The sequence below is a fragment of the Delftia sp. WSY_10 genome (genome assembly GCF_043104705.1).
In the GTDB taxonomy this organism is placed as follows: domain Bacteria; phylum Pseudomonadota; class Gammaproteobacteria; order Burkholderiales; family Burkholderiaceae_C; genus Comamonas; species Comamonas tsuruhatensis.
The window spans coordinates 65475-88482 of the sequence record NZ_JBICKY010000015.1; the positions used below are offsets into that span (position 1 = coordinate 65475).

At 66.5% G+C, this 23008-nt stretch carries 22 protein-coding genes; 10 read left to right on the top strand and 12 right to left on the bottom strand.

All coding sequences use genetic code 11. The features are described 5' to 3' along the window. Nucleotides 1-30: 30 nt before the first annotated feature. From ACF8ML_RS06645 to ACF8ML_RS06675, 7 genes are all read right to left on the bottom strand, one after another. Nucleotides 31-708 carry a DUF1028 domain-containing protein gene (locus ACF8ML_RS06645; protein WP_034364380.1) on the bottom strand — a complete coding sequence of 226 codons (678 nt, stop codon included), beginning with the start codon at nucleotides 706-708 and terminating at the stop codon, nucleotides 31-33. A gap of 53 nt (nucleotides 709-761) precedes the next feature. Beyond that, nucleotides 762-1196 (bottom strand): RidA family protein, encoded by a 435-nt coding sequence (locus tag ACF8ML_RS06650; protein ID WP_012204875.1) that lies wholly within the window; start codon nucleotides 1194-1196, stop codon nucleotides 762-764. 53 nt (nucleotides 1197-1249) lie between these two features. Further along, complete coding sequence (locus ACF8ML_RS06655) at nucleotides 1250-2524, bottom strand: flavin-containing monooxygenase (RefSeq protein WP_392406723.1); 1275 nt, start codon at nucleotides 2522-2524, stop codon at nucleotides 1250-1252. Between the two features lie 115 nt (nucleotides 2525-2639). Beyond that, nucleotides 2640-3338 carry an ABC transporter ATP-binding protein gene (locus tag ACF8ML_RS06660; protein ID WP_392406725.1) on the bottom strand — a complete coding sequence of 233 codons (699 nt, stop codon included), beginning with the start codon at nucleotides 3336-3338 and terminating at the stop codon, nucleotides 2640-2642. Continuing rightward, nucleotides 3331-4158 (bottom strand): ABC transporter ATP-binding protein, encoded by an 828-nt coding sequence (locus ACF8ML_RS06665; protein ID WP_154834632.1) that lies wholly within the window; start codon nucleotides 4156-4158, stop codon nucleotides 3331-3333. The genes ACF8ML_RS06660 and ACF8ML_RS06665 overlap by 8 nt, the downstream gene beginning before the upstream one ends. Next, nucleotides 4148-5329 carry a branched-chain amino acid ABC transporter permease gene (locus tag ACF8ML_RS06670; RefSeq protein ID WP_016448202.1) on the bottom strand — a complete coding sequence of 394 codons (1182 nt, stop codon included), beginning with the start codon at nucleotides 5327-5329 and terminating at the stop codon, nucleotides 4148-4150. The genes ACF8ML_RS06665 and ACF8ML_RS06670 overlap by 11 nt, the downstream gene beginning before the upstream one ends. Further along, on the bottom strand, nucleotides 5329-6246 hold the full coding sequence (locus ACF8ML_RS06675) for a branched-chain amino acid ABC transporter permease (protein WP_047327224.1): 918 nt from the start codon (nucleotides 6244-6246) through the stop codon (nucleotides 5329-5331). The genes ACF8ML_RS06670 and ACF8ML_RS06675 overlap by 1 nt, the downstream gene beginning before the upstream one ends. Before the next feature lie 289 nt (nucleotides 6247-6535). Between ACF8ML_RS06675 and ACF8ML_RS06680 the strand changes: the two genes are divergently transcribed. The 3 genes from ACF8ML_RS06680 (at nucleotide 6536) to ACF8ML_RS06690 (ending at nucleotide 10282) form a co-directional block, all read left to right on the top strand. Continuing rightward, nucleotides 6536-7684, top strand: coding sequence for a branched-chain amino acid ABC transporter substrate-binding protein (locus tag ACF8ML_RS06680; protein ID WP_013802993.1), 1149 nt, complete (start codon nucleotides 6536-6538; stop codon nucleotides 7682-7684). Beyond that, nucleotides 7684-9198, top strand: coding sequence for a 4-hydroxyphenylacetate 3-hydroxylase family protein (locus tag ACF8ML_RS06685; RefSeq protein ID WP_392406728.1), 1515 nt, complete (start codon nucleotides 7684-7686; stop codon nucleotides 9196-9198). Before ACF8ML_RS06680 ends, ACF8ML_RS06685 begins: the two co-directional genes overlap by 1 nt. A 133-nt stretch (nucleotides 9199-9331) precedes the next feature. Beyond that, on the top strand, nucleotides 9332-10282 hold the full coding sequence (locus tag ACF8ML_RS06690) for a LysR family transcriptional regulator (RefSeq protein ID WP_016448205.1): 951 nt from the start codon (nucleotides 9332-9334) through the stop codon (nucleotides 10280-10282). A gap of 29 nt (nucleotides 10283-10311) precedes the next feature. Here the strand turns inward: ACF8ML_RS06690 and ACF8ML_RS06695 are convergent, their stop codons facing one another. Then, complete coding sequence (locus ACF8ML_RS06695; RefSeq protein WP_392406730.1) at nucleotides 10312-10872, bottom strand: dihydrofolate reductase family protein; 561 nt, start codon at nucleotides 10870-10872, stop codon at nucleotides 10312-10314. Between the two features lie 220 nt (nucleotides 10873-11092). On the opposite strand from ACF8ML_RS06695, the gene ACF8ML_RS06700 reads away from it, so the two are divergent. From ACF8ML_RS06700 to ACF8ML_RS06710, 3 genes are read left to right on the top strand one after another with little or no spacing between them, the layout of a single operon-like run. Next, nucleotides 11093-12199 (top strand): alkene reductase, encoded by a 1107-nt coding sequence (locus ACF8ML_RS06700; RefSeq protein ID WP_061287783.1) that lies wholly within the window; start codon nucleotides 11093-11095, stop codon nucleotides 12197-12199. A gap of 59 nt (nucleotides 12200-12258) precedes the next feature. Next, nucleotides 12259-13278, top strand: a complete 1020-nt coding sequence (locus ACF8ML_RS06705) for a zinc-binding alcohol dehydrogenase family protein (protein WP_047327221.1) — start codon at nucleotides 12259-12261, stop codon at nucleotides 13276-13278. A gap of 3 nt (nucleotides 13279-13281) precedes the next feature. After that, nucleotides 13282-13581 carry a putative quinol monooxygenase gene (locus ACF8ML_RS06710; RefSeq protein WP_012204863.1) on the top strand — a complete coding sequence of 100 codons (300 nt, stop codon included), beginning with the start codon at nucleotides 13282-13284 and terminating at the stop codon, nucleotides 13579-13581. A 40-nt stretch (nucleotides 13582-13621) separates the two neighbouring features. Here ACF8ML_RS06710 and ACF8ML_RS06715 read toward each other — a convergent pair whose 3' ends face one another. Further along, nucleotides 13622-14566 (bottom strand): LysR family transcriptional regulator, encoded by a 945-nt coding sequence (locus ACF8ML_RS06715; RefSeq protein WP_338496709.1) that lies wholly within the window; start codon nucleotides 14564-14566, stop codon nucleotides 13622-13624. Between the two features lie 105 nt (nucleotides 14567-14671). Between ACF8ML_RS06715 and ACF8ML_RS06720 the strand changes: the two genes are divergently transcribed. Next, complete coding sequence (locus tag ACF8ML_RS06720) at nucleotides 14672-15652, top strand: Bug family tripartite tricarboxylate transporter substrate binding protein (RefSeq protein ID WP_392406732.1); 981 nt, start codon at nucleotides 14672-14674, stop codon at nucleotides 15650-15652. A gap of 12 nt (nucleotides 15653-15664) precedes the next feature. Further along, nucleotides 15665-16057, top strand: a complete 393-nt coding sequence (locus ACF8ML_RS06725; protein WP_154834639.1) for a 5-carboxymethyl-2-hydroxymuconate Delta-isomerase — start codon at nucleotides 15665-15667, stop codon at nucleotides 16055-16057. A gap of 67 nt (nucleotides 16058-16124) precedes the next feature. Here ACF8ML_RS06725 and ACF8ML_RS06730 read toward each other — a convergent pair whose 3' ends face one another. Together ACF8ML_RS06730 and ACF8ML_RS06735 are read right to left on the bottom strand one after the other, a co-directional pair. Next, nucleotides 16125-17411: a pitrilysin family protein gene (locus ACF8ML_RS06730; protein ID WP_065347254.1), complete on the bottom strand. Its 1287-nt coding sequence runs from the start codon at nucleotides 17409-17411 to the stop codon at nucleotides 16125-16127. 157 nt (nucleotides 17412-17568) lie between these two features. After that, entirely contained in the window at nucleotides 17569-18711 is a 1143-nt protein-coding gene (locus tag ACF8ML_RS06735) for a DUF3883 domain-containing protein (RefSeq protein ID WP_016448214.1), read from the bottom strand. Between the two features lie 319 nt (nucleotides 18712-19030). On the opposite strand from ACF8ML_RS06735, the gene ACF8ML_RS06740 reads away from it, so the two are divergent. Together ACF8ML_RS06740 and ACF8ML_RS06745 are read left to right on the top strand one after the other, a co-directional pair. After that, complete coding sequence (locus ACF8ML_RS06740) at nucleotides 19031-19405, top strand: nucleotide pyrophosphohydrolase (protein WP_016448215.1); 375 nt, start codon at nucleotides 19031-19033, stop codon at nucleotides 19403-19405. Continuing rightward, nucleotides 19402-21273 (top strand): DNA/RNA helicase domain-containing protein, encoded by a 1872-nt coding sequence (locus ACF8ML_RS06745; protein WP_392406735.1) that lies wholly within the window; start codon nucleotides 19402-19404, stop codon nucleotides 21271-21273. Before ACF8ML_RS06740 ends, ACF8ML_RS06745 begins: the two co-directional genes overlap by 4 nt. 91 nt (nucleotides 21274-21364) lie before the next feature. On the opposite strand, the gene guaA is transcribed toward ACF8ML_RS06745, so the two are convergent. Beyond that, on the bottom strand, nucleotides 21365-22981 hold the full coding sequence (gene guaA / locus ACF8ML_RS06750; protein WP_026062747.1) for a glutamine-hydrolyzing GMP synthase: 1617 nt from the start codon (nucleotides 22979-22981) through the stop codon (nucleotides 21365-21367). Between the last annotated feature and the right edge of the window lie 27 nt (nucleotides 22982-23008).

Sequence of the window (23008 nt, forward strand, 5' to 3'; positions counted from 1 at the left end):
GCCCGGCAGCGTTCGAATGAGCGGGCCGCCTCACTCATCGCCCGGCACTCCGTAGCTGGGCGCGGCCGTGGGATCGATGGCGCGCGTCTGGTAGTCCTGCATCTGCGGCGCGTAGGCGGCCCAGAGGCCTTGCAGCGCGCCGATGGGATCGTGCTCCGACCAGTCCACGCGCAGGTCCGCCATGGGCCAGCTGTGCTCGCCCGCCACCTTGAGCGCGGCCGAATGCACGGGCCCGGCCTCGCCGCCCGCGGCCATGGCGGCCTGCATGGCGGCCAGCAGGCGCTCGGCCAGCGGCAGCGCCGCGCTGCGCTCGAAGGCCGGCACCATGGCCTCGATGGTGCGTTCGCTGGCCAGCAGGTTGCCGGCCGCCACGCACTGCCGCCCCACGGCGCTGGTGAAGATGCCCAGGGCCTGGCTGCCGCTGAAGACGCCGGCGCGGCCCTGCGCGTCCACCACGGTGACCTGGCGGTACTGCGGCCAGCTGCCGTCGTCCAGCGCCTGGCGCAGCGCGGCCTGGGGGTCGGCGCCCTGCTCCAGAAGATCCAGCACGCGCGGGCCCAGGGCGGGCAGCGTGATGTTCTGCGTGGACACCACGCCCACGCCCGCGCGCACCCAGGGGCAGCGCGCGCCCACCGCAATGCTGGACGAGCTGATGGCCACGCCCAGCTGCCCGGTGCGCTCGCAGCGCCCCACAATCGAAAAAGTCATGGTTTCTTCCTCCTGCCGATGCGGCTGTACCAGGTGATTGCTGTGGTCGACGTTCAGGCGCTGGCCGGCGGCTGCCAGTCATCGGGGATGACCGCGATCACGTCGATCTCCATCAGCCACTGCGGCTGCCCCAGGGCCGAGATGCACAGCCCCGTGGAGATGGGAAACACGCCCTTGAGCCACTTGCCCACTTCCCGGTAGACGGGCTCGCGGTAGCGCGGGTCGATGATGTAGGTGGTGGTCTTGACGATGTGCGACAGGTCGCTGCCCGCTTCCTCCAGCAGCTGCTTGACGTTCTTCATCGCCTGCTCGGCCTGCTTTTGCGGATCGCCCAGGCCGACCAGGTTGCCCTCGAAATCGGTGCCGATCTGGCCGCGCACATAGACGGTGTTGCCGGCGCGCACGGCCTGGCACAGGTCGTTGTCCAGCGACTGGTTGGGATAGGTGTCCTTGGTGTTGAACATGCGGATGCGGGTATGGGTGGGCATGGTCTGGCTCCTGCAGGGGGTGGATGGGAAGGTGTCTCAGAGCGCGCTACCTGCTACCTGCTGCGGGCGGCGGCGTCGTAGTCGCTGTAGCGGCGCTGCTTGGCGATGTGGTCGGCCACGAACTTGGCGTCATGCCACACGCCCCAGATGAAGGACGAGCCACGGCGCGACAGCCAGGGCAGGCCCAGGAAGTAGATGCCGGGCTCATGGCCCACGCCGCGGTGGTGGCGCGGCTTGCCGCCGGGCTCGAAGCTGTCCACCTGCAGCCAGCTGAAATCCACCCTGTAGCCCGTGGCCCAGATGATGGATGTGATGCCTGCGGCAGCCAGGTCGAGTTCGCGCAGCGGATGGCGCACGCACTCGGGATCGGGCAGGCGCCTGCGCGCCTCGGGCTCCTCGGGCAGGTCCAGGCCGTTGCGGCGGATGTAGTCGTCGGCCGCATCCAGCATGGCCAGGTAGTTGGCGTCGCCGTTGGCGATGTTCTCGGCCAGGTCGTCCCGGAAGCGCACACTGCCATCGGCGAAGGACTCGGTCAGCCCCACCAGGGTGATGCCCTGGTGTCCCAGCGCGCGAAAGTCCACGGTGTGGCCGCCGCGCGCGCCGCTGACGGCAATGGTCACATGCTCGCGGCCGGGCTTGGCAATGGCCGCATCCCATTCGCCCAGCACGCCCAGCCACCAGCAGAAATCACGGCCGCGGTAGGCGCGCGGCGGCCGGTCATGGGCGCCCACCGACAGGAACACCTTGCGGCCCGCGCGCTGCAGTTCATCGGCAATCTGCACGCCCGAGGAGCCTGCGCCCACCACCAGCACGGCGCCTTCGGGCAGCTGCGCGGGGCGGTGGTAGTGCGCGGAATGGATCTGCAGCAGGCGGCCATCGGCGGGCGCAGCCGGCACTATCGGCGGGATCACCGGCACCTGGAACGGCCCCGTGGCCGCGATCACGTTGCGGGCCTCGATCACGCCCTCGGACGTTTCCACCGTGAAGCCCGGCCGGCCCTGGTTGCGCGTGACCCGCCTGACCTCCACGCCGGTGCGCACGGGCGCCTTGATCTGGCGGACATAGTCCTCGAAGTAGTCGGCCACCTCGTCCTTGCCGGGAAAGCCGTCGCGGTCGCCCTTGAACTCCAGGCCCGGAAAGCGGTCATGCCAGGCCGGCCCGTTGGCCACCAGCGAGTCCCAGCGCCCCGTGCGCCAGGCCTGGGCGATGCGCTGGCGCTCCAGCACCAGGTGCTCTACGCCAAGCTGGCTCAGGTGTTCGCTGGCCGCAATGCCAGCCTGCCCGGCGCCGACCACGAGCGTATTGATGGTTTGAATGTCAGCTGTCATGGTGTGGGTCTCTCAGGAAAAAAAGGCGCAGGCCGTCCCGCATCGGCGCGGTGCCGACTGCCTTGGTGTGGTCCGCAACAAAAAAGGAAAGGAGGTGAAGGCCGCCCGTGCGGCGCTACAGGTACAGGTGCTTCACCACGTCGTTGGCCAGCAGCTCGCTGGCCGTGCCCGAGGCCACCAGCTGGCCCTTGAGCAGCAGATAGCCGGTGTGGGCGATGGACAGCGCCGCCTCGGCGTTCTGCTCGATGAGCAGCACGGTGATGCCTTGGCTGTGGATGCGCTGCACCGTCTCGAAGTACTCCTCGATGAGCTTGGGCGACAGGCCCAGCGTGGGCTCGTCCATCACCACCAGGCGCGGCTCGCCCATGAGCACGCGGCCCAGCGCCACCATGGCCTGCTCGCCGCCGGACAGCGTTCCGGCCGCCTGCGACAGGCGCTCGCCCACCCGGGGGAACAGGGCCACCACGCGCTCCAGCGCCTGGGCAAAGCCCTGCTGCGGGCGCAGCGCGTCGTGGACGATCTTCAGGTTCTCCTGCACGGTCAGCTCGGCAAACAGGCGCCGCCCTTCGGGCACGAAGCCCACGCCCAGGCCAGCCAGGTCCTCGGTGCGCATGCGCGCCAGCGGCTGGCCCATGACGCGGATGGCGCCGTGGTGCACGGGCAGCAGGCCCGCGATCGCCTTGAAGGTGGTGGTCTTGCCCGCGCCGTTGGGGCCCAGCAGGCAGACGATGCTGTGCTCGGGCACCTGCAGCGAGACCTGGTTGAGCATGTTCACCACGCCATAGCGCGTGCTGATGGAGTCCAGTTCAAGCATGGCTGGCCTTTCTGCCCAGATAGGCTTCCTGCACGCGCGGCAGCCGGCGCACCGCCTCGAAGCTGTCGTCGCCGATCTTGCGTCCGTAGTCCAGCACCATCACGCGGTGCGGCAAGGTGGCGATGAGCCGCATGTCGTGCTCGATGATGATGAAGCCCAGCGCCGGATTGCCTTCGCGCAGGCGCTGGATGTCGGCGATCAGCGCATCGGTGTCGCGGTCGTCCATGCCGCTGGAGGGCTCGTCCAGCAGCACGATACGCGGCTCGGCGGCCAGGGCGCGCGCAATCTCCAGGCGGCGGCGGTCGGCCTGCGGCAGGCTGCTGGCCAGCACGTTGCGGCGCTGGTGCAGGTCGCTGGACACGCTTTGCAGCAGCGCGCAGGCGCGCTCGGCGCAGCGCTTCATCTCGGCGCGCGAGACGGCCGGGCGCAGCAGCGCGGTGAGCACGCCGCAGCGGGTGCGCGCGTGCATGCCGATGATCACGTTGTCCAGCACGCTCAGCGAGCCGAACAGCCGGCTGGTCTGGAAGGTGCGCGCAATGCCGGCGCCCGCAATGTCGTGCGCGGCCATGCCCTTGAGCGAGCGGCCTTGCAGCAGCACCTCGCCCTCGGTGGGCTGGTAGATGCCGGTCAGCAGGTTCAGCAAGGTGGACTTGCCCGCGCCGTTGGGCCCGATGATGCCCAGCACCTCGCCCGCCGCCAGGTGGATGTCCACGCCCTGCACCGCCGTCAGGCCGCCGAAGCGCATGGTCAGGCCACGCCCCTCAAGGACCAGCGGGCCTGCGGTCGCGGCATGGTGGGTGGGATGGGAATCAATGCTCATGGTTGCGCACCCGTTGGGGGAAGATGCCGCGCGGGCGGATGATGAGGAAGGCGATCACCACCAGGCCGTAGAACAGGATGCGGTAGTCGGAAAACGCCCGCAGCTTCTCCGGCAGCATGGTCAGCAGGAAGGCGCCGACGATCACGCCCAGCGTGTTGTCCATGCCGCCTGCAATCACCAGCGTCATGATGGTCACCGACACCAGGAAGGTGAAGTTGTCCGGCGAGATGAAGCTCACATAGAACGCATACACCGTGCCCGCGAAGCCCGCCAGGAAGGCGTCCACCGCAAAGGCCTTGACCTTGAACCAGGTGACGTTGATGCCGCAGGCGCGCGCGGCGATCTCGTCGTCGCGCAGGGCATTCCAGGCCAGTCCCACGCGCGAGCTGTGCAGGCGCTGCGCCGAGACGATGGCCAGCCCCAGCAGGGCGACGGCCACGTAGTAGAAGTTGGCCTGGCCCGGCAGGCTGTGGCCCCACAGCGTGATGGGGTCGTTGAACGAATGGCCGAACAATGTGGGCGAAGGAATGCCCACCAGGCCGTTGGCGCCGCCCGTCCACTCCAGGTTCATCAGCAGCTGGTGCACGACGATGCCGAAGGCGATCGTCACCAGCGCCTGGTAGCTGTCGCGGGTGCGCATGGACGGCAGGCCCAGCAAAAAGCCGAAGACCGTGGCCACGGCGGCGGCCACCAGCAGGCAGATCCAGAAGCTCACGCCGAAGTGGATGGCCAGCAGGGCCGACGCATAGGCGCCGATGCCGTAGGACGCGCCGGTGGCGAAGTTCGGTATGTTGGCGCTGCCCAGCTGGAAGTTCAGCGCCAGCGCCAGCACCGCGTACAGGCAGGCGATGATCATCAGGTGCATGGCGTAGCTGTCACCGCCCAGCACCCACGGAAAGACCAGCGCCAGCACCACGCCCGTGCCCGCCGCCAGCGGCCTGCACTGGCCGAAGGCAGCCACGATGCGGTCTTCCACCAGCGGGCGTTTCTGCACCGCGACCAGGGCCACGGCAAAGCAGGCCAGCAGCGCCAGCACCGTGATCCAGCTTTCGGCCAGCAGGAACTGGCGCAGCAGCACGGCGCCCGCCAGGGCCACGCCCAGCACGATGGCGGCAGAGCCCGCACTCCGTGGCGCCGCCTGCGGCGGCGCCTGTATCGTCGTTGTCTGCATCACACCTTCTCCATTTTCTGAACGCCGAACAGGCCGGCGGGACGAAAGATCAGCACCAGGATCACCAGGGCGAACACGAACACCAGGCGGTACGAGGTGCCATTGGGCACATAGCCCTGCACGATGGTCTCGATGGCCGCAATCAGCAGGCTGCCGACAATGGCGCCCCCGAGCCGCCCCAGGCCGCCGACCACCGCGGCGGAAAAGCCGATCAGCCCCGCCTGCACGCCGAAGTCAAAGCGCACCACGCCCGCATAGCTGGCCAGGAAGATGCCGCCCACCGCGCCGGTGGCCGAGGCAATGAAGAAGGTGTTGCGAAACACCGGCCCCGGCGCAATCGAGAACAGCCGCGCGGTTTCGCGGTCCTGCGACACGGCGCGTATGCGCATGCCCATGGGCGTGTGGTGCAGCACGTACAGCAGCACGCCCACCAGCGCCATGGCCACCAGCACCGAGACCACGCTGATCAGGGGCAGCGGCCCGAACGGGGTGGGAACGGCCCCCTGCGCAATCGCCGGGAACGCGTGCGGATTGCTGCCCTGCGGGTACAGGTGGCGGATCAGCTCGCGGATCACGATGCCCAGCGCCACCGTGGCCACCAGCGGCATCATGGCCGGCGCATTGCGAAAGCGGCTGATCACCAGCCGGTCCAGGGCGACGCCCAGCCCTCCCACCGCCGCAATGGCCACCAGGCAGGCCAGGCCCAGCACCAGCCAGGGGGCCGAGCCGCCCAGCGCGGCGGCCAGGGCCTGCACGGCCGCCAGGGCGATGAAGGGGGCGACCATGGCCACGTCGCCATGGGAAAAGTGAATCACCTGCAGCACGCCAAACAACAGGCTGAAACCCAGGGCAAGCAGGCTGTAGATGCAGCCCAGGGTCAGCCAGTTGATGAGTTGCTGGAACAGCGCGTCATGCATCGATAGGGTTCCTTTTGTGTCGGGTTCGGCCGGGTTGGCGGGGCTTCGCTTGTCTCCATGTCACGCAGCCATTGAAGCAAGAAACCGCGCAAAACCTGCGTCGCTTTTGCCGAGGCGCTGCTTCGGAAAACGCGATCCAGTCCCGGGCCGGTGCGGCGATACATTGATCCGGCGGCGTTGCCAGACAGCGCCGGCCAGCCCGCCATGCACCGTGGCGCCCCGCCGCCCCGGGCCCCGCCCGGGCCGCCATGGCTGCCCCTCGTCTTCACCTGAACAGGACCGACCGACCATGCAAGCCTTCACGACAACCACCGCCCTCCTGCCATCGCGCAGGCGCCTTGCCGCATCCGCCCTGGCGCTGGCCGCCGCCACGCTGGCCTGCGGCGCGGCCTGGTCCCAGTCCACCGTGAAGCTGGGCTTCATCGGCCCCGTCAGCGGCGGCAACGCACAGCAGGGCCTGGGCGCGAAGAACGGCTTCCTGCTGGCCATCGACCAGTGGAACGCCACGGCCGGCGTGCCGTTCAAGGTGGAGGGCGTGGTGCTGGACGATGCCTCCGACCCGCAGACCGGCGTGTCCGCCGCGCTCAAGCTGGTCAACGACCGCGACGTGGTGGGCGCCATAGGCCACTGGAACAGCCCCGTGGCCCTGGCCACGCTGCCGGTGTTCAACCGCGTGCAGATGCCCTTCATCGTCTGGGGCGCCATCGGCCCCAAGATCACCGACCAGAACTTCGCCAACACCACGCGCGTGACGCCCACCCTGGTCAACGAGAACAAGCCCCTGGCCGCCTGGGCCGCCACGGGCCTGGGCGCAAGAAAGATCGCCATCATTGCCGACACCAGCGACTACGGGCGTGCCAACCTGGCCTCGTTCGGCAGCTTCTACAAGGCAGAAAAAGGCAGCGTGGTGGCCGAGGAAAGCTACCCCGTGGGCACCACGGATTTCCGCTCCATCCTCACCAAGATCAAGAGCCTGAACCCCGACGCGGTCTACTTCGGCGGCGTGATCACCGAGGCCGGCATCGTGCGCAAGCAGATGGCCGAGCTGGGCATGAAGCAGCCCATGCTGGGCATCAGCGGCATCTTCGATCCGCAGCTCATCCAGATCGCCGGCCCGGCCGCGGACGGCACCATCGTCGGCACGCCCAAATCGCAGACCAACCCCCGGCTGGACGCCATGAGCCGCGCCTATGCCGCCAAGGGCTATGCCGACTCCGAGAGCCCGTACACCAAGTACGCCTACGACGCCACCGGCATCCTTTTGCAATCGCTCAAGACGGCAGGCACCAAGGACCGGCAGGCCGTGGCCAAGGCCATCCGCGCCATACGCTACGACGGCGTGACCGGTACCGTGACTTTCGATGCCAACGGCCAGACGCAGGTGCCCGTGGAGCTGCAGCTGCACGAGGTCAAAGACGGCAAGTGGGCCAGCCGCTGATGATCAGGACAGGCAGCCAGTACCGCGACTCCATCCGCGATGGCCGGCGGGTCTGGATGAACGGCGAGCGTGTCAAGGACGTGACCACCCACCCCATGTTCAAGCCGCTGGTGGACATCCGCGCGCGCATGTACGACCTGCAGCACGAGGCCGCGCTGCGCGACGCGCTCACCTACGACGAAGGCGACGGCGAGCGCCACCCCATCGCCCACAAGCTGCCGCTGACGCGCCAGGACTGGTGGGACAAGCGCCGCGCCACCGACCTGCTGCTGGAGGACATGGGCGGCGTGGTCATGCGCGTGGGCGACGAGAGCGTGGGCGAGATGTGGTCGCTGTTCGACGGCCAGGACGTGCTCAACGAGCTGGACCCGCGCTTTTCCGCCAACATCCGCACCCACATCCGCCGCGTGGTGCGTGGCGACCTGTTCCACGTATCGGCCAACACCGACCCCAAGGGCGACCGCTCGCGCCTGCCGCAGGACCAGGACCCCGACGTGCTGCTGCACGTGGTCAAGGAGACCGATGCAGGCGTCATCGTGCGCGGCGCCAAGTACGAGACCGCTGCCGCCTATGCCAACCAGGCCTTCACCAAGCCGGGGCTGGCGCACTGGGGCGACGCGGCGCAGTCCGAATACGCCATAGGCTTCATCTGCGACCTGGGCACGCCCGGCCTGCGCTTCATCTGCCGCCCAGGCCTGGCCGCCCGCGCATCGGCCCAGGACCATCCGTTGAGCCATCGCTTCGACGAAGTGGACGCCATCGTGGTCTTCGACGACGTGCTGGTTCCCTGGGAGAACGTGCTGTTCTACCGCCACACCCGGGCCGCCCATTTCCTGCGCGAGACGCTGCACCGCTACTCGGCCTTCACCTTCCTGCAGCGCAGCCTGAAGCTGGCCGACATGCTGATAGGCACGGCCCTGCACAACGCGCGCCAGACCGGCGTGGAGAAGCTGCAGGCCGTGCAGGACAGGCTGGCCGGCCTGGCCTGCTACCGCGAAGGCATCAACGCCCACCTCACGGCCGCCATCGCGCTGGCCGAGCGCAGCCCGGCCGGGCTGATGATGCCCAACCAGTCGCTGCTGTTCACCGGAAGGTCGCTGGCCACCGGCCAGCTGCACCACATGATGAACACCGTGCGCGAGCTGTGCGGCGGCCAGGTCTGCCTGACGCCGGACCACGCCAGCTTCGAGAATGAGGAAACCGGCCCCTGGCTGCGCAAGTTCTACACGCTCGGCCCGCAATCGCAGGCCGACGACCGCCGCAGGCTGCTGGCCTATGCGCGCGACCTGCTCGACTCGGACCACGCCGGCCACCGGCTCAGCTTCCAGCTGTTTGCGCAATGCCCGCCCTACGCCCAGACGGCGGCCGTGTACCGGCATTTCAACTGGGATGCGCCGCTGGACTTCGTGGGCAAGTCCGCCGGTCTGACGGACCGCGTGAAGGCCACGCAGGCGCCGGCCCAGGGCGACGGTGCGGTGGCGCAATGGTTTCGCAATCACAACGCCAGCGACTGAAGGCTGCCGGGGCCCGACCGCCGCACAATGCAGGCGCCTTGCGGGAAGGGCCTCTTGCAGCGCGGCCCGCCGCTTGGTCAACTACGCGGCGGATCACCCTGGCCGCCCTCCCCCTCTCCACCTCTTGCACACCGTGCTGACACGACTGACCTTCAGACAATTGGAATACTGCGTGGCAGCGGGCGAGTTCGGCAGCATTGCCGAGGCCGCCAACCGCATCCACGTCTCGCCCTCGTCCATCTCATCGGCCATCACCCAGGTGGAGGCCGAGCTGCAGGTGCCGCTGTTCGTGCGCCACCATGCGCAAGGCCTGTCCGTCACGCCCGCAGGCGCCGAAGTCCTGCGGGAGATCCGCAGTCTGCTCGACCAGGCCATGGCCTTGTACGACGTGGCCAGCAGCGCGCAAAGCCAGGTGCGCGGCCCCGTGCGCGTGGGCTGCTTCACCACGCTGGCGGCCATGGTCGCCCCCGAGCTGTGCCAGGGATTCGCGCGCGCCCACCCCAAGGCCACGGTCACGCAGATCGAGGACCACCAGGAAGGCCTGATCCACAAGCTGCGCACCGCGCAGATCGATGTCGCCATCACCTACGACCTGCTGGTGGCCGAATCGGACATCTGCTTCGAGCCCCTGGCCCAGCTGCCGCCCATGGTCATCGTCAGCGAACTCAATCCGCTGGCCAACCACCGCTCCACCACGCTGGAGGCGCTGGCCCAGCTGCCCATGGTCCTGCTGGACCTGCCCCTGAGCCGTGAATACTTCATGTCGCTGTTCCGCGAAGCCGGCGTCTCGCCCCTGATCGCGGCCCGCAGCGCCAGCCCCGACGTGGTGCGCTCCCTGGTCGCCAACGACGTGGGCTACTCCCTGGTCAACGTGCGCCCGCGCAACTCCCATGCGCTGGACGGCAAGAAGATCGTCAACCTGCACCTGAACGGCAACCACCGCCCCATGAAACTGGGCCTGGCCTGGGCCCGCGAACAAAAGCCCCGCCATGTGGTGGAAGCCTTCATGCACCGCTGCCGCAGCTTCATCTCCAATGAATACATTCCGGGGATGACGGCGCCTGGGCGCGGAGAGGCGAACTGAGCGGCGCGCAGACCGAATCAGGGAGCCCGTCAAGCGGTGCTCTTGCGCACCTCGTAATGCAGCACCGCCATGCCCTCGCCGATCTGCCGAACCGACAGCAGGCGCAGCACCGGATGCAGCACCCGGCGCGGGAACAGCGGCTTGCCCCGGCCCAGCGTGGCCGAGCCCACGCTCAGGATCATCTCGTCCAGCAGGCCCGCGTCGTAGAACTGCCCCGCCAGGTCTCCGCCCCCCATGATCCAGAGATTGCCCCCGCCGGCCGCAGCCTGCATCTGCGCATGCACGGCACGCACATCACCGCTGACGAACCGGATATCGGCACCCGGGATACCAGGCAGCGTGCGGCTGGAAAACACCCAGGCAGGCTGCGTATAGGGCCACGCCGCCCCGGTCTCCCTGGCCACCGTCTCCGCGTGGCGCAGCATCCATTCGTAGGTGGCGGACCCCATGGCCAGCGCGCCCACGCCGGCAATGAACTCCGGGTAGCCCGTGGCCTGCATGTCGCCCAGCGGGAACAGCCAGTCCAGGGAATCGTCCTCGGTGGCCAGGAATCCGTCGAGTGAGGTGGCGGCGAAGTATTGGGTCTTCATGGGGGAGATGGTAGCCAGGCAGGCGCGGCACGGCCATCCGCCCGGGTGTCGTGCAGGCCGCGCCCTGAGCTCATCGTCAAATTTCTTTTGAAGCCGCCTTCAGTCTTGCGGGTCTTTTTCAATTGAAACGCCCAGGTCAACATCGCTCCATGCCCAGACGACTTGCGAACCGGGTTTCCGCTCCCGCCCCAACACCTCTACAGCTCCGCCAAGGAACCGCATGACCACCGCCTCCACGCCCCTGTTTCGCCCCCTGCAGCTCGGCCCGCTCAGCCTGCCCAACCGCATGGTGATGGCCCCCATGACGCGCAGCCGTACCAGCCAGCCAGGCGACGTGCCCAACGCATTGATGGCCACCTACTACGCACAACGCGCCAGCGCCGGCCTGATCGTCTCGGAAGCCACCCAGATCTCCCGCCAGGGCCAAGGCTACAGCTTCACCCCCGGCATCTATTCAGAGGCGCAGGTGGACGGTTGGCGCCGCGTCACGGACGCGGTGCACGCCGCCGGCGGGCGCATGGTGCTGCAGCTGTGGCACGTTGGCCGCATGTCGCATGCCAGCTTTCACGCCGATGGCCTGCCGGTCGCGCCTTCGGCGCTGTCGCCGCAAGCGCAGGTCTGGGTGGTCGGCGACGACGGTGTCGGCCGCATGGTCGACTGCCCCGTACCGCGCGCACTGAGCGCACAGGACATCCAGGACGTGATCGGCGACTTCCGCAGGGGCGCGGCCAATGCGATGCGTGCCGGTTTCGATGGCGTGGAAATCCACGGCGGCAACGGCTACCTGATCGATCAGTTCCTGCGCACCACCTCCAACCACCGCACCGACGCCTACGGCGGCGGCATCGCCCAGCGCACGCGCTTCGCCGAAGAGGTCGCGGCCGCCGTGGCGGGCGAGGTCGGGGCCGAGCGCACCGGCATCCGCCTGGCGCCCTTCATCACGCAGCGCAACATGAACTGCCCGCAGATCATCGAGACCATCCTGCATCTGGCCAGCAAGCTCGACGAGATCGGCCTGGCCTACATCCACCTGTCCGAAGCCGACTGGGACGATGCGCCCGAGATTCCGCAGGACTTCCGCCACGCGCTGCGCCGCGCCTACCAGGGCAAGGTGATCGTTGCGGGCAAGTACGACGCGGAGCGCGCCCAAGCCATCCTGCACGAGGGCCTGGCAGACCTCGTCGCCTTCGGCCGCCCCTTCATTGCCAACCCGGACCTGCCGGCGCGCTACGCCGCCCAGGCGCCGCTGGCCGCATTCGATCCGAAGGCCCTGTTTGGCGGCGACGCGCGCGGCTACTCGGACTACGCAGCCCTGGCCACTGCCTGAAACCCTCCTTGCTCTCCCTCCTTGCTATCCCCTCTTCCTCAACCTTTGAAAGCACGACCATGAAAGCCGTTGGATACCAGAAGCCCCAGGCCATCAGCCAACCCGAATCGCTGATCGACATCACCCTGCCCGATCCCGTGGCCACCGGCCGCGACCTGCTGGTCGAAGTCAGGGCCGTGTCCGTCAATCCGGTGGACACCAAGGTGCGCGCCAGCGGCGCGCCCGCCGAGGGGCAAACGCACAAGGTGCTGGGCTGGGATGCCAGCGGCATCGTCAAGGCTGTGGGCCCCGAAGTCACGCTGTTCAAGCCGGGCGACCGCGTCTGGTACGCCGGCTCCATTGCGCGCCCTGGCACGAACAGCGAACTGCACCTGGTGGACGAGCGCATCGTGGGCCACGCGCCCAAGTCGCTGGACTTTGCACAGGCGGCGGCCCTGCCCCTGACCGCCATCACCGCATGGGAGATGCTGTTCGACCGCCTGGGCATCGCGCCGGGCAAGCACCCCAGCCACAAGACGCTGCTCATCATCGGCGCCTCCGGCGGCGTGGGCTCCATCCTCACGCAGCTGGCCACGCGGCTGACCAGCCTTACCGTCATCGGCACCGCATCGCGGCCCGAGACGCAGGCCTGGGTCAAGGAGCTCGGCGCCCACCACGTGATCGATCACAGCCAGCCGATTGCCGACGAACTCAAGCGCATCGGCTTTCCCACGGTGGACCTCATCGTGAGCCTCACGCAGACCGACCTGCACTTCGCACAGATCGTCGAGGCGATCGCGCCCCAGGGAAAATTCGGCCTGATCGACGATCCCGCGTCGCTGGACATCACCAAACTCAAGCGCAAGTCGGTGTCGGTGCACTGGGAATTGATGTTCACCCGCGCCCTGTTCGGCACCGACGACATGATCGGCCAGCACCGCCTGCTCAACGAGGTTGCCGCACTGGTCGATGCCGGCCTGATCCGCACCACGCTGGCCGAGCGCTTCGGCAGCATCAACGCCGACAACCTCAAGCGCGCCCATGCCCTGATCGAGTCGGGCAAGGCGCGCGGCAAGGTGGTACTGGAGAACTGGGGCTGAGCCATGAAGACAGAGACCATTTTCAACCTGGCCATCCTTGAAGCGAAGGCCGGCCAGCAAGACCAGCTGCGCGACGCCCTGCGCGCGCTGGTGCCATTCACCCGGCAAGAGGCCGGATGCCTGGACTACACGCTGTTCGAACTGGCGGACACCCCCGGCACCTTCTACATGCGGGAGTCATTCAGGGACCAGGCAGCGCTGGATGCGCATTTCAGCATGCCGTACTTCAAGGCGTTCGAGAAACGCTTCGACGAACTGCTGGCACGCCCCCTGCAACTGGTGGGCCTGAAGGAAGTGCCCTGACGGGCGGTACGGGCCTGGGCGGAACGGACCCGGCCGACGACTAGCGCGCGGCTGCAACGCGCCGCCCCCACGCTGGCGGCAGCGTGGGGGTTGCCGCCGAAAGCTCGTCCCATACGTACTGGGCGGCAAAGCCGTGGTGACGGCTGCGTGAGCGCACCAGGCAGGCTTGCCGGCCCAGATTTCTTTCGGCCAACGGGACTGCGTCCTGCACGTCCAGGCTCATTGCCGCAGCACCGTTGAGCAGCGCAACCATGCCGTTTTCACGGGCGGCATGCACCAGGTCCTCCAGCGTATCGGACTCCAGATGCACGCCCGGCTTCAGCCCCTGCGCCGCAAAGGCGTTGTCGAGCTGGCGCCGCATGGCGTATTCGCTTGGCAGCAAGGCCAGGGGGTGGTTCGCAACCTCGCTGAGCTCCAGCAGGCGTCGCCGCCGGCGGGGCTTCAATCCCACGGCCACCACGGGCTCGTCGAAGCAGGCCAGGATCTCCAGATCGGCATGCGGCTCCGGGTCGAAGCTGACGGCGAGATCGAAATCGCCACGCAACACGCCCTCCACCAAGGCCTGTGCGGTGCGCCTGCGCAGTGCGATCGCCAGCTGCGGCCACTGCGCCTGGGCCCTGCGCACCACGGGCAGTACCCAGCATCCCGCGTAGGACTGCACCAGGCCGATGCGCACCAGGCCCGCCACGGTGCTCGCACGCGCCTGCACGTCGCGCAGCGCCGCCTGCAGCTCACTGAGGCAGGCCGACACCCGGCGGTCGAGCTCATGTCCGGAGGCCGTGGCAACGGCGCGCCCGCTCGCACGGTCGAACAGCTGCACGTCCAGGGTCGATTCCAGCAAGGCGATCTGCTCCGACAGCGCCGCCTGCGAGATCGAGGCATCGCGTGATGCCGCACTGAAGCTGTGCGCCCGCATCGCCGACACGAAGTAGCGCAACTGGCGCAATGAGACGAGATCAAGGGGGTCGCGGTTGCGTGCGGGCATGGCCATCGGATTATCCGATAGGCGCGGCCAGAAAATGCGAATTGCGAAGAAACAAGGGCCTGCCGACACTACGGCCACGAGACAACTCTGGTCACGAGAGCACCGATGAAACGACGCAACTTCCTTCAGTACGCCAGCACGGCGACGGCCATTTCAGCCATGGGCGCAAGCCCCTCGGCGCGCGCACAGGCATTCCCTTCCAAGCCCATCCGCATCATCTGCCCCTATCCGGCAGGTGCGACCACCGATGCCGTCTCCCGCCTGATGGCGAATGCCTTGCAGACGGACAGCGGCAGCACGGTGATCGTCGACAACCGCAGCGGTGCGGGCGGCAACATCGGCACGGAGGCGGCGGCACGCGCAGAGGCCGACGGCTACACGCTGCTGCTGGGCGCACTCGGCCCCATGGCCGCGAACCCGGCGCTGTACTCCAGGCTCAACTTCGATCCGGCCAAGGACTTCACACCGCTGGCATGGGCCGCCTCGGTGCCCTTGATCTGGGCCGTGCATCCCTCCTTCCCGGCGACCACGGCCAAGGAGGCGCTCGAATGGCTGCGCAAGAACCCGGGCAAGTTCTCCTACGCATCCGCCGGCAACGGCACGCCGCAGCACCTGGCGGGAGAACTCGTCAAGCGCCAGACCGGCACCTCGATCCTGCACATTCCCTACCGCGGCTCCGCGCCTGCACTCAACGACGTGCTGGGCGGCACGGTGCAGATGGTGTTCGAAGCCACGCCGGCCATCCTGCAGCATGTGCAAAGCGGGCGCCTGAAGGCGCTGGCCTTGACGTCCGCCAGGCGCATTCCTGCGCTGCCCGGCGTGCCCACGCTCAAGGAATCGGGCGTGGACGCCGAGATCAGCGGCTGGTACGGCTTTCTCGCGCCCGCCGCGACCCCGGCCGACCGCAAGGCCTGGCTGATCAAGCACATGGGCGCGGCGCTGGCGGCCAAGGCCACGCAGGACAGGTTGGCCGAACTCGGCTCGGTGCCCATCGACAACTCGCCCCAGGCATTCGCACGCCTGCTGGACAGCGAGCGGGCACGCTGGCAGACGCTGATCCGCGAAGTCGGCATCAAGCTCGACTGAAGGCGCCGCCCCATGCCGCACATCGCCATCGAGGTATCGCCATCGTTGCTCCCGTCGATCCAGTGGGAGCCGGTCCTGCACGCCATGCACCTTGCGCTGGCCGAGCGCGGATGGGCACGGCTCGCGGACCTGAAGTCGCGCGTGGCCCCCATCGCCGTCGGACTGTGCGGCGACGACCCCCACGCGCAGCAACTGATCGCCACCCTGACGCTGACCAACCCGCGCCCGCCGCAGATGTGCTCGGCCATGGCCGAGGCCGTGTTCGAGCATCTCTCGCGCGCCGTCGACGCGCACCCGGAGTCAGCGGCGTGGGTGCAGTGCTGCGTGTTCCTGCAGGAGCACCCGAAGTCGCACTACCTCAAGCGGCAATGGAACGCGCCGCAGTCCGCTCCCCCAATTCCATGACAACGGGAAAAGCGCCATATGTTGCGGTTGGCGGTTGGCCGCTGATCGCTGATCGCGCGCTGCCGGCTCAGGCCGCCAGGCCTGCGGCCAGCTGCCGCACGGCCCGGGCACTGGCGCCCTTGCCGGTGATGGCCACCGCTGGAGGGTGGGCCAGCATGCGCTCGAAGACCTTGCGCACTTCCTCGGCCCCGATGCCATCGATCATCGCCAGCGTTTCGGCCACGGACGTCACGCTGCCATGGGCAAAGAGGTCCTCGACAGCCCGCTCCATGGTGGCGTAGGTCCGCTCACCCGCACGCACCCGCGAGACCGCCAGCTGGTTCTTGGCCCGCTCCAGATGCACGGGGTCGATGCCGGCAGCCTGGGCGCGCAGCAGGCCGCCTGTCGCAGCCACCAGCGCTTCGAGCTTGTCCGGCGTCGTGACGGCATGCACGATGAAATTGGCCCACACGTCACCGCCCTCCATCGCCGCATAGGCCGTATAGGCCAGTCCGAGCCGTTCACGCACGGTATCGACCAGGGGCGACGACATCCCCTCGCCCAGCAGATGGGCCGCCAGCGAGGCCACGAGACGCGCACGCTGCGGGTGCTCGCCCTGCAGCTGCTCGAACACCAGGGGATAGGCCAGGTTCACGAACACCTGGGACACCTGCGTGAAGCGTTGCGCCAGGGCCTGCCCCACATACTTTGCGGGCTGAGGGGGCAGTGCCACAGCCGGATTGGCGGAAGCAGGCATGCCGGCGAACAGCTGCGCCGCCTGCTCCAGCCAGGCCGGCACATCGAAGTTTCCGGCCGCGACGACGACGGTCTTTTCTCCCACGTAATGGGACTGCACATGGCGCACCAGATCCTGCCGCGTGAAGCCTTCGATATTGGCCACCGTGCCGATCACCGGCATGCCCATGGGGTCGTCGCCCCAGATGGCGCGGTCCAGCAGATCGCCGGCGCTGTCCTCCGGGTCCTCTTCGTACTCGATGGCCTCCTGCCGGATCACCTGCAGCTCCCTTTGCAGCTCATGCTCGGGAAACACGCTGTTCAGCACGATGTCCGCAATCATTCCCAGCAAGGCCTGCGCATGCCAGCCCAGGCCGGTCATGAAATAGCCGGTGATGTCCTTGCCGGTGAAGGCGTTGACCTCCGCACCCAGCCGCTCCGCATCCAGGTTGATCTCCTGCACGGAACGCGTGTGCGTGCCCTTGAACGCCATGTGTTCCAGCACATGGCTGATGCCGTTGCTGGTGGAGGTCTCGTCGCGGGAGCCCACGCGCAGGAACACACCCACGCTGACGCTCTGCAAGTGCGGCATGGGCAGCGCCAGCAGCCGGACCCCATTCGCAAGAGTGCGCAAGGCCATGGCAGGCCGCTCCAGTTCGGTTGCCGCCAGGGGCTTTTCTTGAATCATGGGCTATTGTCGTCGCGCTCCAGAGGATGCGCAGGGCAGCCCTCTTCAGCCCTCTTTCATGTGCCTGTGCTCAAAGCTGCGGGGAGCTCTGGCCCGGCCGACCTGCGCGTTACCCCACCAGGCGCCGGAACGACGCCCGAAAATCGATGGGCTCCAGGTGCAGCTGGTCCGCCAGCGGCCCGTTCAGGATGTAGAGCCTTGGTTCCTCCCGGAACTGAAAAACCCGGTAGAGATGGAAGGCATCCCCGGCCTCTGCTGCGAAATCCAGTTCGTTGCGGCTGATGATGAAGGACGAGGCATGCCCGCCATTGGTGGTCTTGACCTCGATGAAGCGATGCTCGCCGGGCCGCTCATGCGAGAGGATGTCGTAGCCGCTCCCGTCGCCGAGCCGGTCAGACACCCAGTCCAGCTGCTGGAAAAGCTCCGGATACCCGGCATGGACAAGTCGCCGCTGCTCGAATCCTATGACCCACTGCTCTCCGGCACGGCCAAGATGCCGGTTGGCTTCATCCCGCTGGGCCCAGTTCGTCTTGCGTGGAAATCTGACCTTGGCGCCGTCTTTCGCTAACTGCGCCACTGTCTCCAGCGCAGGCGGTTCAACCAGGCAGGCATGAAAACTCTGCTCAGCAGACGTCTTGACCTCCTCCATCGCATCCACCACACGGGAAACCAGGCCCGGCTGATTCAGGACGAACTGCTGCACCGCCTGACGCAACAGAAGCTGAGCGTTGCTCCGGGGCTTGTAGCCGCGGATGAAGGGCAGCTCCAGGTCATGCAGGACGGCGCTGATGTTCTGGAACTTCAGCTCCACCGATCCCTTGCTGCGCTCACGCAGCCGCTGGCGCAACTGCGCATTGAATTCGGTCTTGGTGTAGCGCTGCTGCTCGGCCTCCAGCAAAAGCATCTCGAAATATGACGCGACCGTGGCCTGCACCTCATCGAAGGTCCAGTCTTCACCAATGCGCACGACATCGAAGCCCAGATGCTGCAATCGAGGAACGACGGTGGCCTCTCCACCGGAGAAATCAGTCGGCTTGAGCGGTCCCTCCTGCGGGAACTGATGGCCGAACGCAGCTCCGACGATGGCCTTGGAGTCGCATAGCTGCCCGGTTCTTGCATTGCGAACCAAGAAATCGCGCGATTTTCCAAATCCGTATCGCTTCAGGAATGCCGTCCGACCAAGACGTGAAAACTCGTCCAACGCCGCCTGAACGGCCGCAGGACTTTGAAGGCGAGAGATTTCAACAGCCATCAGCGTTTGGGAGAAGTATCTTCATGCGGAATCAATACCCACGGGCTAGGTCCGCAGCAGCACACAGCAAATTGCAAAGAAATAGTACTTTACGTTACAAACGCATGCTTGGTCTGGTAGCAGCCATGTCTTTCATGGGGAACACTGGACTTCGTCTGTCTGCGCGCAAGTGCTTGCACCTGGCCTGGGAATCAGGCGGCTAGTTCTTACATCCAAGCCTCGCCCGGGCTCAGAATCTTCCTAGGCGCAGCGATACTTCAGGTCTCTGAGTCCTAGGAACTGCAGAATAGGTAACAATCCGTTCCGAAAGGGTCTGGATGTGGACAAAAGTCTGATTGACGTGACGGGCGCGGTACACGCGCTGAGGCAGTTTGCGCAAGAGCGGGAGTGGCAGCAATTCCATTCACCCAAGAATCTGGTCATGGCTCTCTCGGGCGAGGTGGGTGAGTTGACCGAAATATTCCAATGGATGACCGAGGCCGACTCTCATTCGGCCGCCTCGAATCCTAAAACCGCCTCGGCGGTACGCGACGAACTGGCCGATGTCGCCCTGTACCTCATCCGCTTGGCGGATGTGCTGGACGTGGACCTCAACGCAGCCATCGCCAGCAAGCTGGCTTCCAACGCCGCCAAATACCCTGTCGAGGCGTCGCGCGGCGTCAGCACCAAATACGACCAGCTGCCCGAGCCATGATCGTTTATCAGGCCGAGAAGACACAATTCCTGCTCGACTACGACGAACGCGATATTGAAGACGTCATCTACGCGAAGTACCAGGCAGCGACTCACCGCAAGGTAGCCAAGGCGGAGATCCGATCATGGCGCGAGTCGCTGGGCTACATTGCCCGCCTTCTGCGTGACCCGGAAATCGCACCCGACATCGGGGTCGCTGTCGAATTCATCCTGCCGCAATCGTCAAAACGCATCGATGTCATTCTTGCCGGACATGCCGACGACGGCTCTCGACGGCTGGTGGTGGTCGAACTCAAGCAATGGTCATCGGTCGGCGCCACCGACCGCGATGCCATCGTGCTTTTGCGCGGTGGAATGCGCCCTGACCAGGCGCGCATTCACCCCAGCTACCAGGCGTGGTCGTACACGGCATTTCTGGAGGGGTTCAACGAGGCCATCTATGACGGCGGGCTGCAGCTGAAGCCTTGCGCCTACCTGCACAACTATGCCGCCGATGGCATCATCGACTCCCCCCAGTACCAGCCCTATATCGAGCGGGCACCTTTGTTCCTGAAAGGTGATGAAGACCGCAAGAAACTCCGCGAGTTCATCAAACAGCACATCCGGCATGGCCGAGGCCGCCAGGTGCTGTTCGATCTTGAACGAGGAAGGATGCGGCCATCCAAAGCGCTGGCGGATGTGGTCGGCAAGCTGCTGAAGGGCAACAGCGAGTTCGCGCTAATCGACGACCAGAAGGAAGTGTTCGAGGCTGCGAAGGCCGCATGCCGCCAGGCCAGCGCCAGCGGCAGGCCTCGCGTCTTGATCATTGAGGGCGGTCCTGGAACCGGCAAGTCGGTGATCGCCGTCAACCTGCTTGCGGCTCTGCGCGAAGGCTTGACCGTCAAATACATTTCCAAGAACGCTGCCCCACGCGCTGTCTATAGCGACAAGCTGATACAGACGCGCGACAACGCACATCTGGTCAATCTTTTCGGCGGATCAGGCTCCTTCACGGAAACCGTGCAGGATGCCTTTGATGTCTTGGTCGTGGACGAAGCACATCGCCTAACCGAAAAAAGCGGCTTCTATGGGAATCTGGGCACCCATCAGGTCAAGGAGCTGATAGAAGCTGCCAAGTGCAGCATCTTTTTCATCGACGAAGACCAGCGCGTGACTCTCAAGGATGTAGGTTCCAAGGAGATCATCCGCAAGTTTGCAGCCGAGCGGAATGCTGAGGTAGAGGAATATTCGCTGACTTCCCAATTTCGGTGCGCCGGCTCCGACGGCTATCTGGCCTGGGTAGACCATACGTTGCAGATCCGAACTACCGCCAACCCTAGCCTTGCAGATATTCCGTTTGACTTTCAGGTGTTTGACGACCCCTCGGATCTGCACAAGGCCATCGAGACGAAGAACGCCAACAACCGGGCACGCGTTGTGGCTGGTTACTGCTGGCCATGGAACAGCAAGAAGAATCCCAAGCTTATGGACGTAGTCATCGGAGACTACGAGCGCCAATGGAATCTGGACCAGGACGACAGCCTCTGGATCGTGGCACCGAACTCTGTGGCACAGGTCGGCTGCATACACACCTGCCAGGGGCTGGAAGTGGACTATGTGGGAGTCATCATCGGGCCAGACCTGACCATCATGGGCGACACGCTGGTGGCAGTGCCCCGAGCCAGGGACAGACATGACAAGACCATGAAGGGATTCGTGAAGATGACGAAGGAGCAGCCTGCCGAGGCCGCACGGCTGGCGGAAAGCATCATCAAGAACACCTATCGCACCTTGATGACCCGTGGCATGAAGGGGTGCTATGTGTATGCCACGGACGCGAAGCTGAGGGCATACCTGCGCGAGCATTCGGCTATTCCAGCATCCCACTGAACAACGGCGGGCGGGCAGAAAAAAGCCCGCAGTGCCGCGGGCTTGATTCGGAAATACGGCCGGACGACCCCGGCCGTTTCCTATTGCGCAATCATTCCCACTCAATCGTCGCCGGCGGCTTCGTCGACACGTCGTAGGTCACGCGGTTGATGCCGCGCACTTCGTTGATGATCCGGCCAGACACCTTCTTGAGCAGGCCGTAGGGCAGCTCGGCCCAGTCGGCGGTCATGAAGTCGCTGGTCTGCACGGCGCGCAGGGCCACGACGTAGTCGTAGGTGCGGCCATCGCCCATGACGCCCACGCTCTTGACGGGCAGGAAGACGGTGAAGGCCTGGCTGGTGAGGTCGTACCAGTTCTTGCCGGTGGCTTCGTCCGTCCAGTTGCGCAGTTCCTCGATGAAGATGGCGTCGGCGCGGCGCAGCAGGTCGGCGTATTCCTTCTTGACTTCACCCAGGATGCGAACGCCCAGGCCCGGGCCGGGGAAGGGGTGGCGGTAGACCATTTCACGCGGCAGGCCCAGGGCCACGCCGAGTTCGCGCACTTCGTCCTTGAACAGGTCGCGCAGGGGCTCGAGCAGCTTCAGGCCGAGCTGCTCGGGCAGGCCGCCGACGTTGTGGTGGCTCTTGATGGTGACGGCCTTCTTGCTCTTGGCACCGCCCGACTCGATGACGTCGGGGTAGATGGTGCCCTGGGCCAGGAAGGTGGCGCCCTTGTGGCCTGCATCGCCGGCCTTGAGCTTGGCGGCCTCGGCCTTGAACACGTCCACGAACAGGCCGCCGATGATCTTGCGCTTGGCCTCGGGCTCGCTGACGCCGGCCAGCTTGCCCAGGAACAGGTCGCTGGCGTCCACGCGGATGACCTTGGCGTGCAGCTTGCCTTCGAACATTTCCATGACCATGTCGCCTTCATTGAGGCGCAGCAGGCCGTGGTCCACGAAGACGCAGGTCAGCTGGTCGCCGATGGCGCGGTGGATCAGGGCTGCAGCCACGGAGGAGTCCACGCCGCCCGACAGGCCCAGGATAACTTCCTCGTCGCCCACCTGCTCGCGGATCTTGGCGACGGCTTCCTCGATGTAGTCGCCCATGATCCAGTCGGCATTCGCCGCGCAGATCTCGCGCACGAAGCGGTTGAGCAGGGCCGCGCCCTGCACGGTGTGCGTGACTTCGGGGTGGAACTGGACGGCGTAGAAGCGGCGCGCCTCGTCGGCCATGCCGGCGATGGGGCAGGACGGCGTGGAGGCCATGACCTTGAAGCCCGGGGGCAGCTCGGTGACCTTGTCGCCGTGGCTCATCCAGACCTTGAGCATGCCGTGGCCTTCGGCCGTGGCGAAGTCCTGGATGCCCTTGAGCAGTTCGGTGTGGCCATGGGCGCGCACTTCGGCGTAGCCGAATTCGCGGGTGTGCGAGCCTTCGACCTTGCCGCCCAGCTGGGTGGCCATGGTCTGCATGCCGTAGCAGATGCCCAGCACGGGAATGCCCAGCTCGAACACGGCGTCGGGGGCGCGGTCGTCCACTTCATAGACGCTGGCGTGGCTGCCCGACAGGATCACGCCCTTGAGGCGGCCGTCGGCGGCGAATTCGCGCACCCAGTCGCTGCTGACGTCGCAGGGGTGGACTTCGCAGTAGACATGGGCTTCGCGCACGCGGCGGGCGATCAGCTGGGTGACTTGGGAGCCGAAGTCAAGAATGAGGATCTTGTCGTGTTGCATGGTCATCTCAGGCAAAGGTGATGGGAG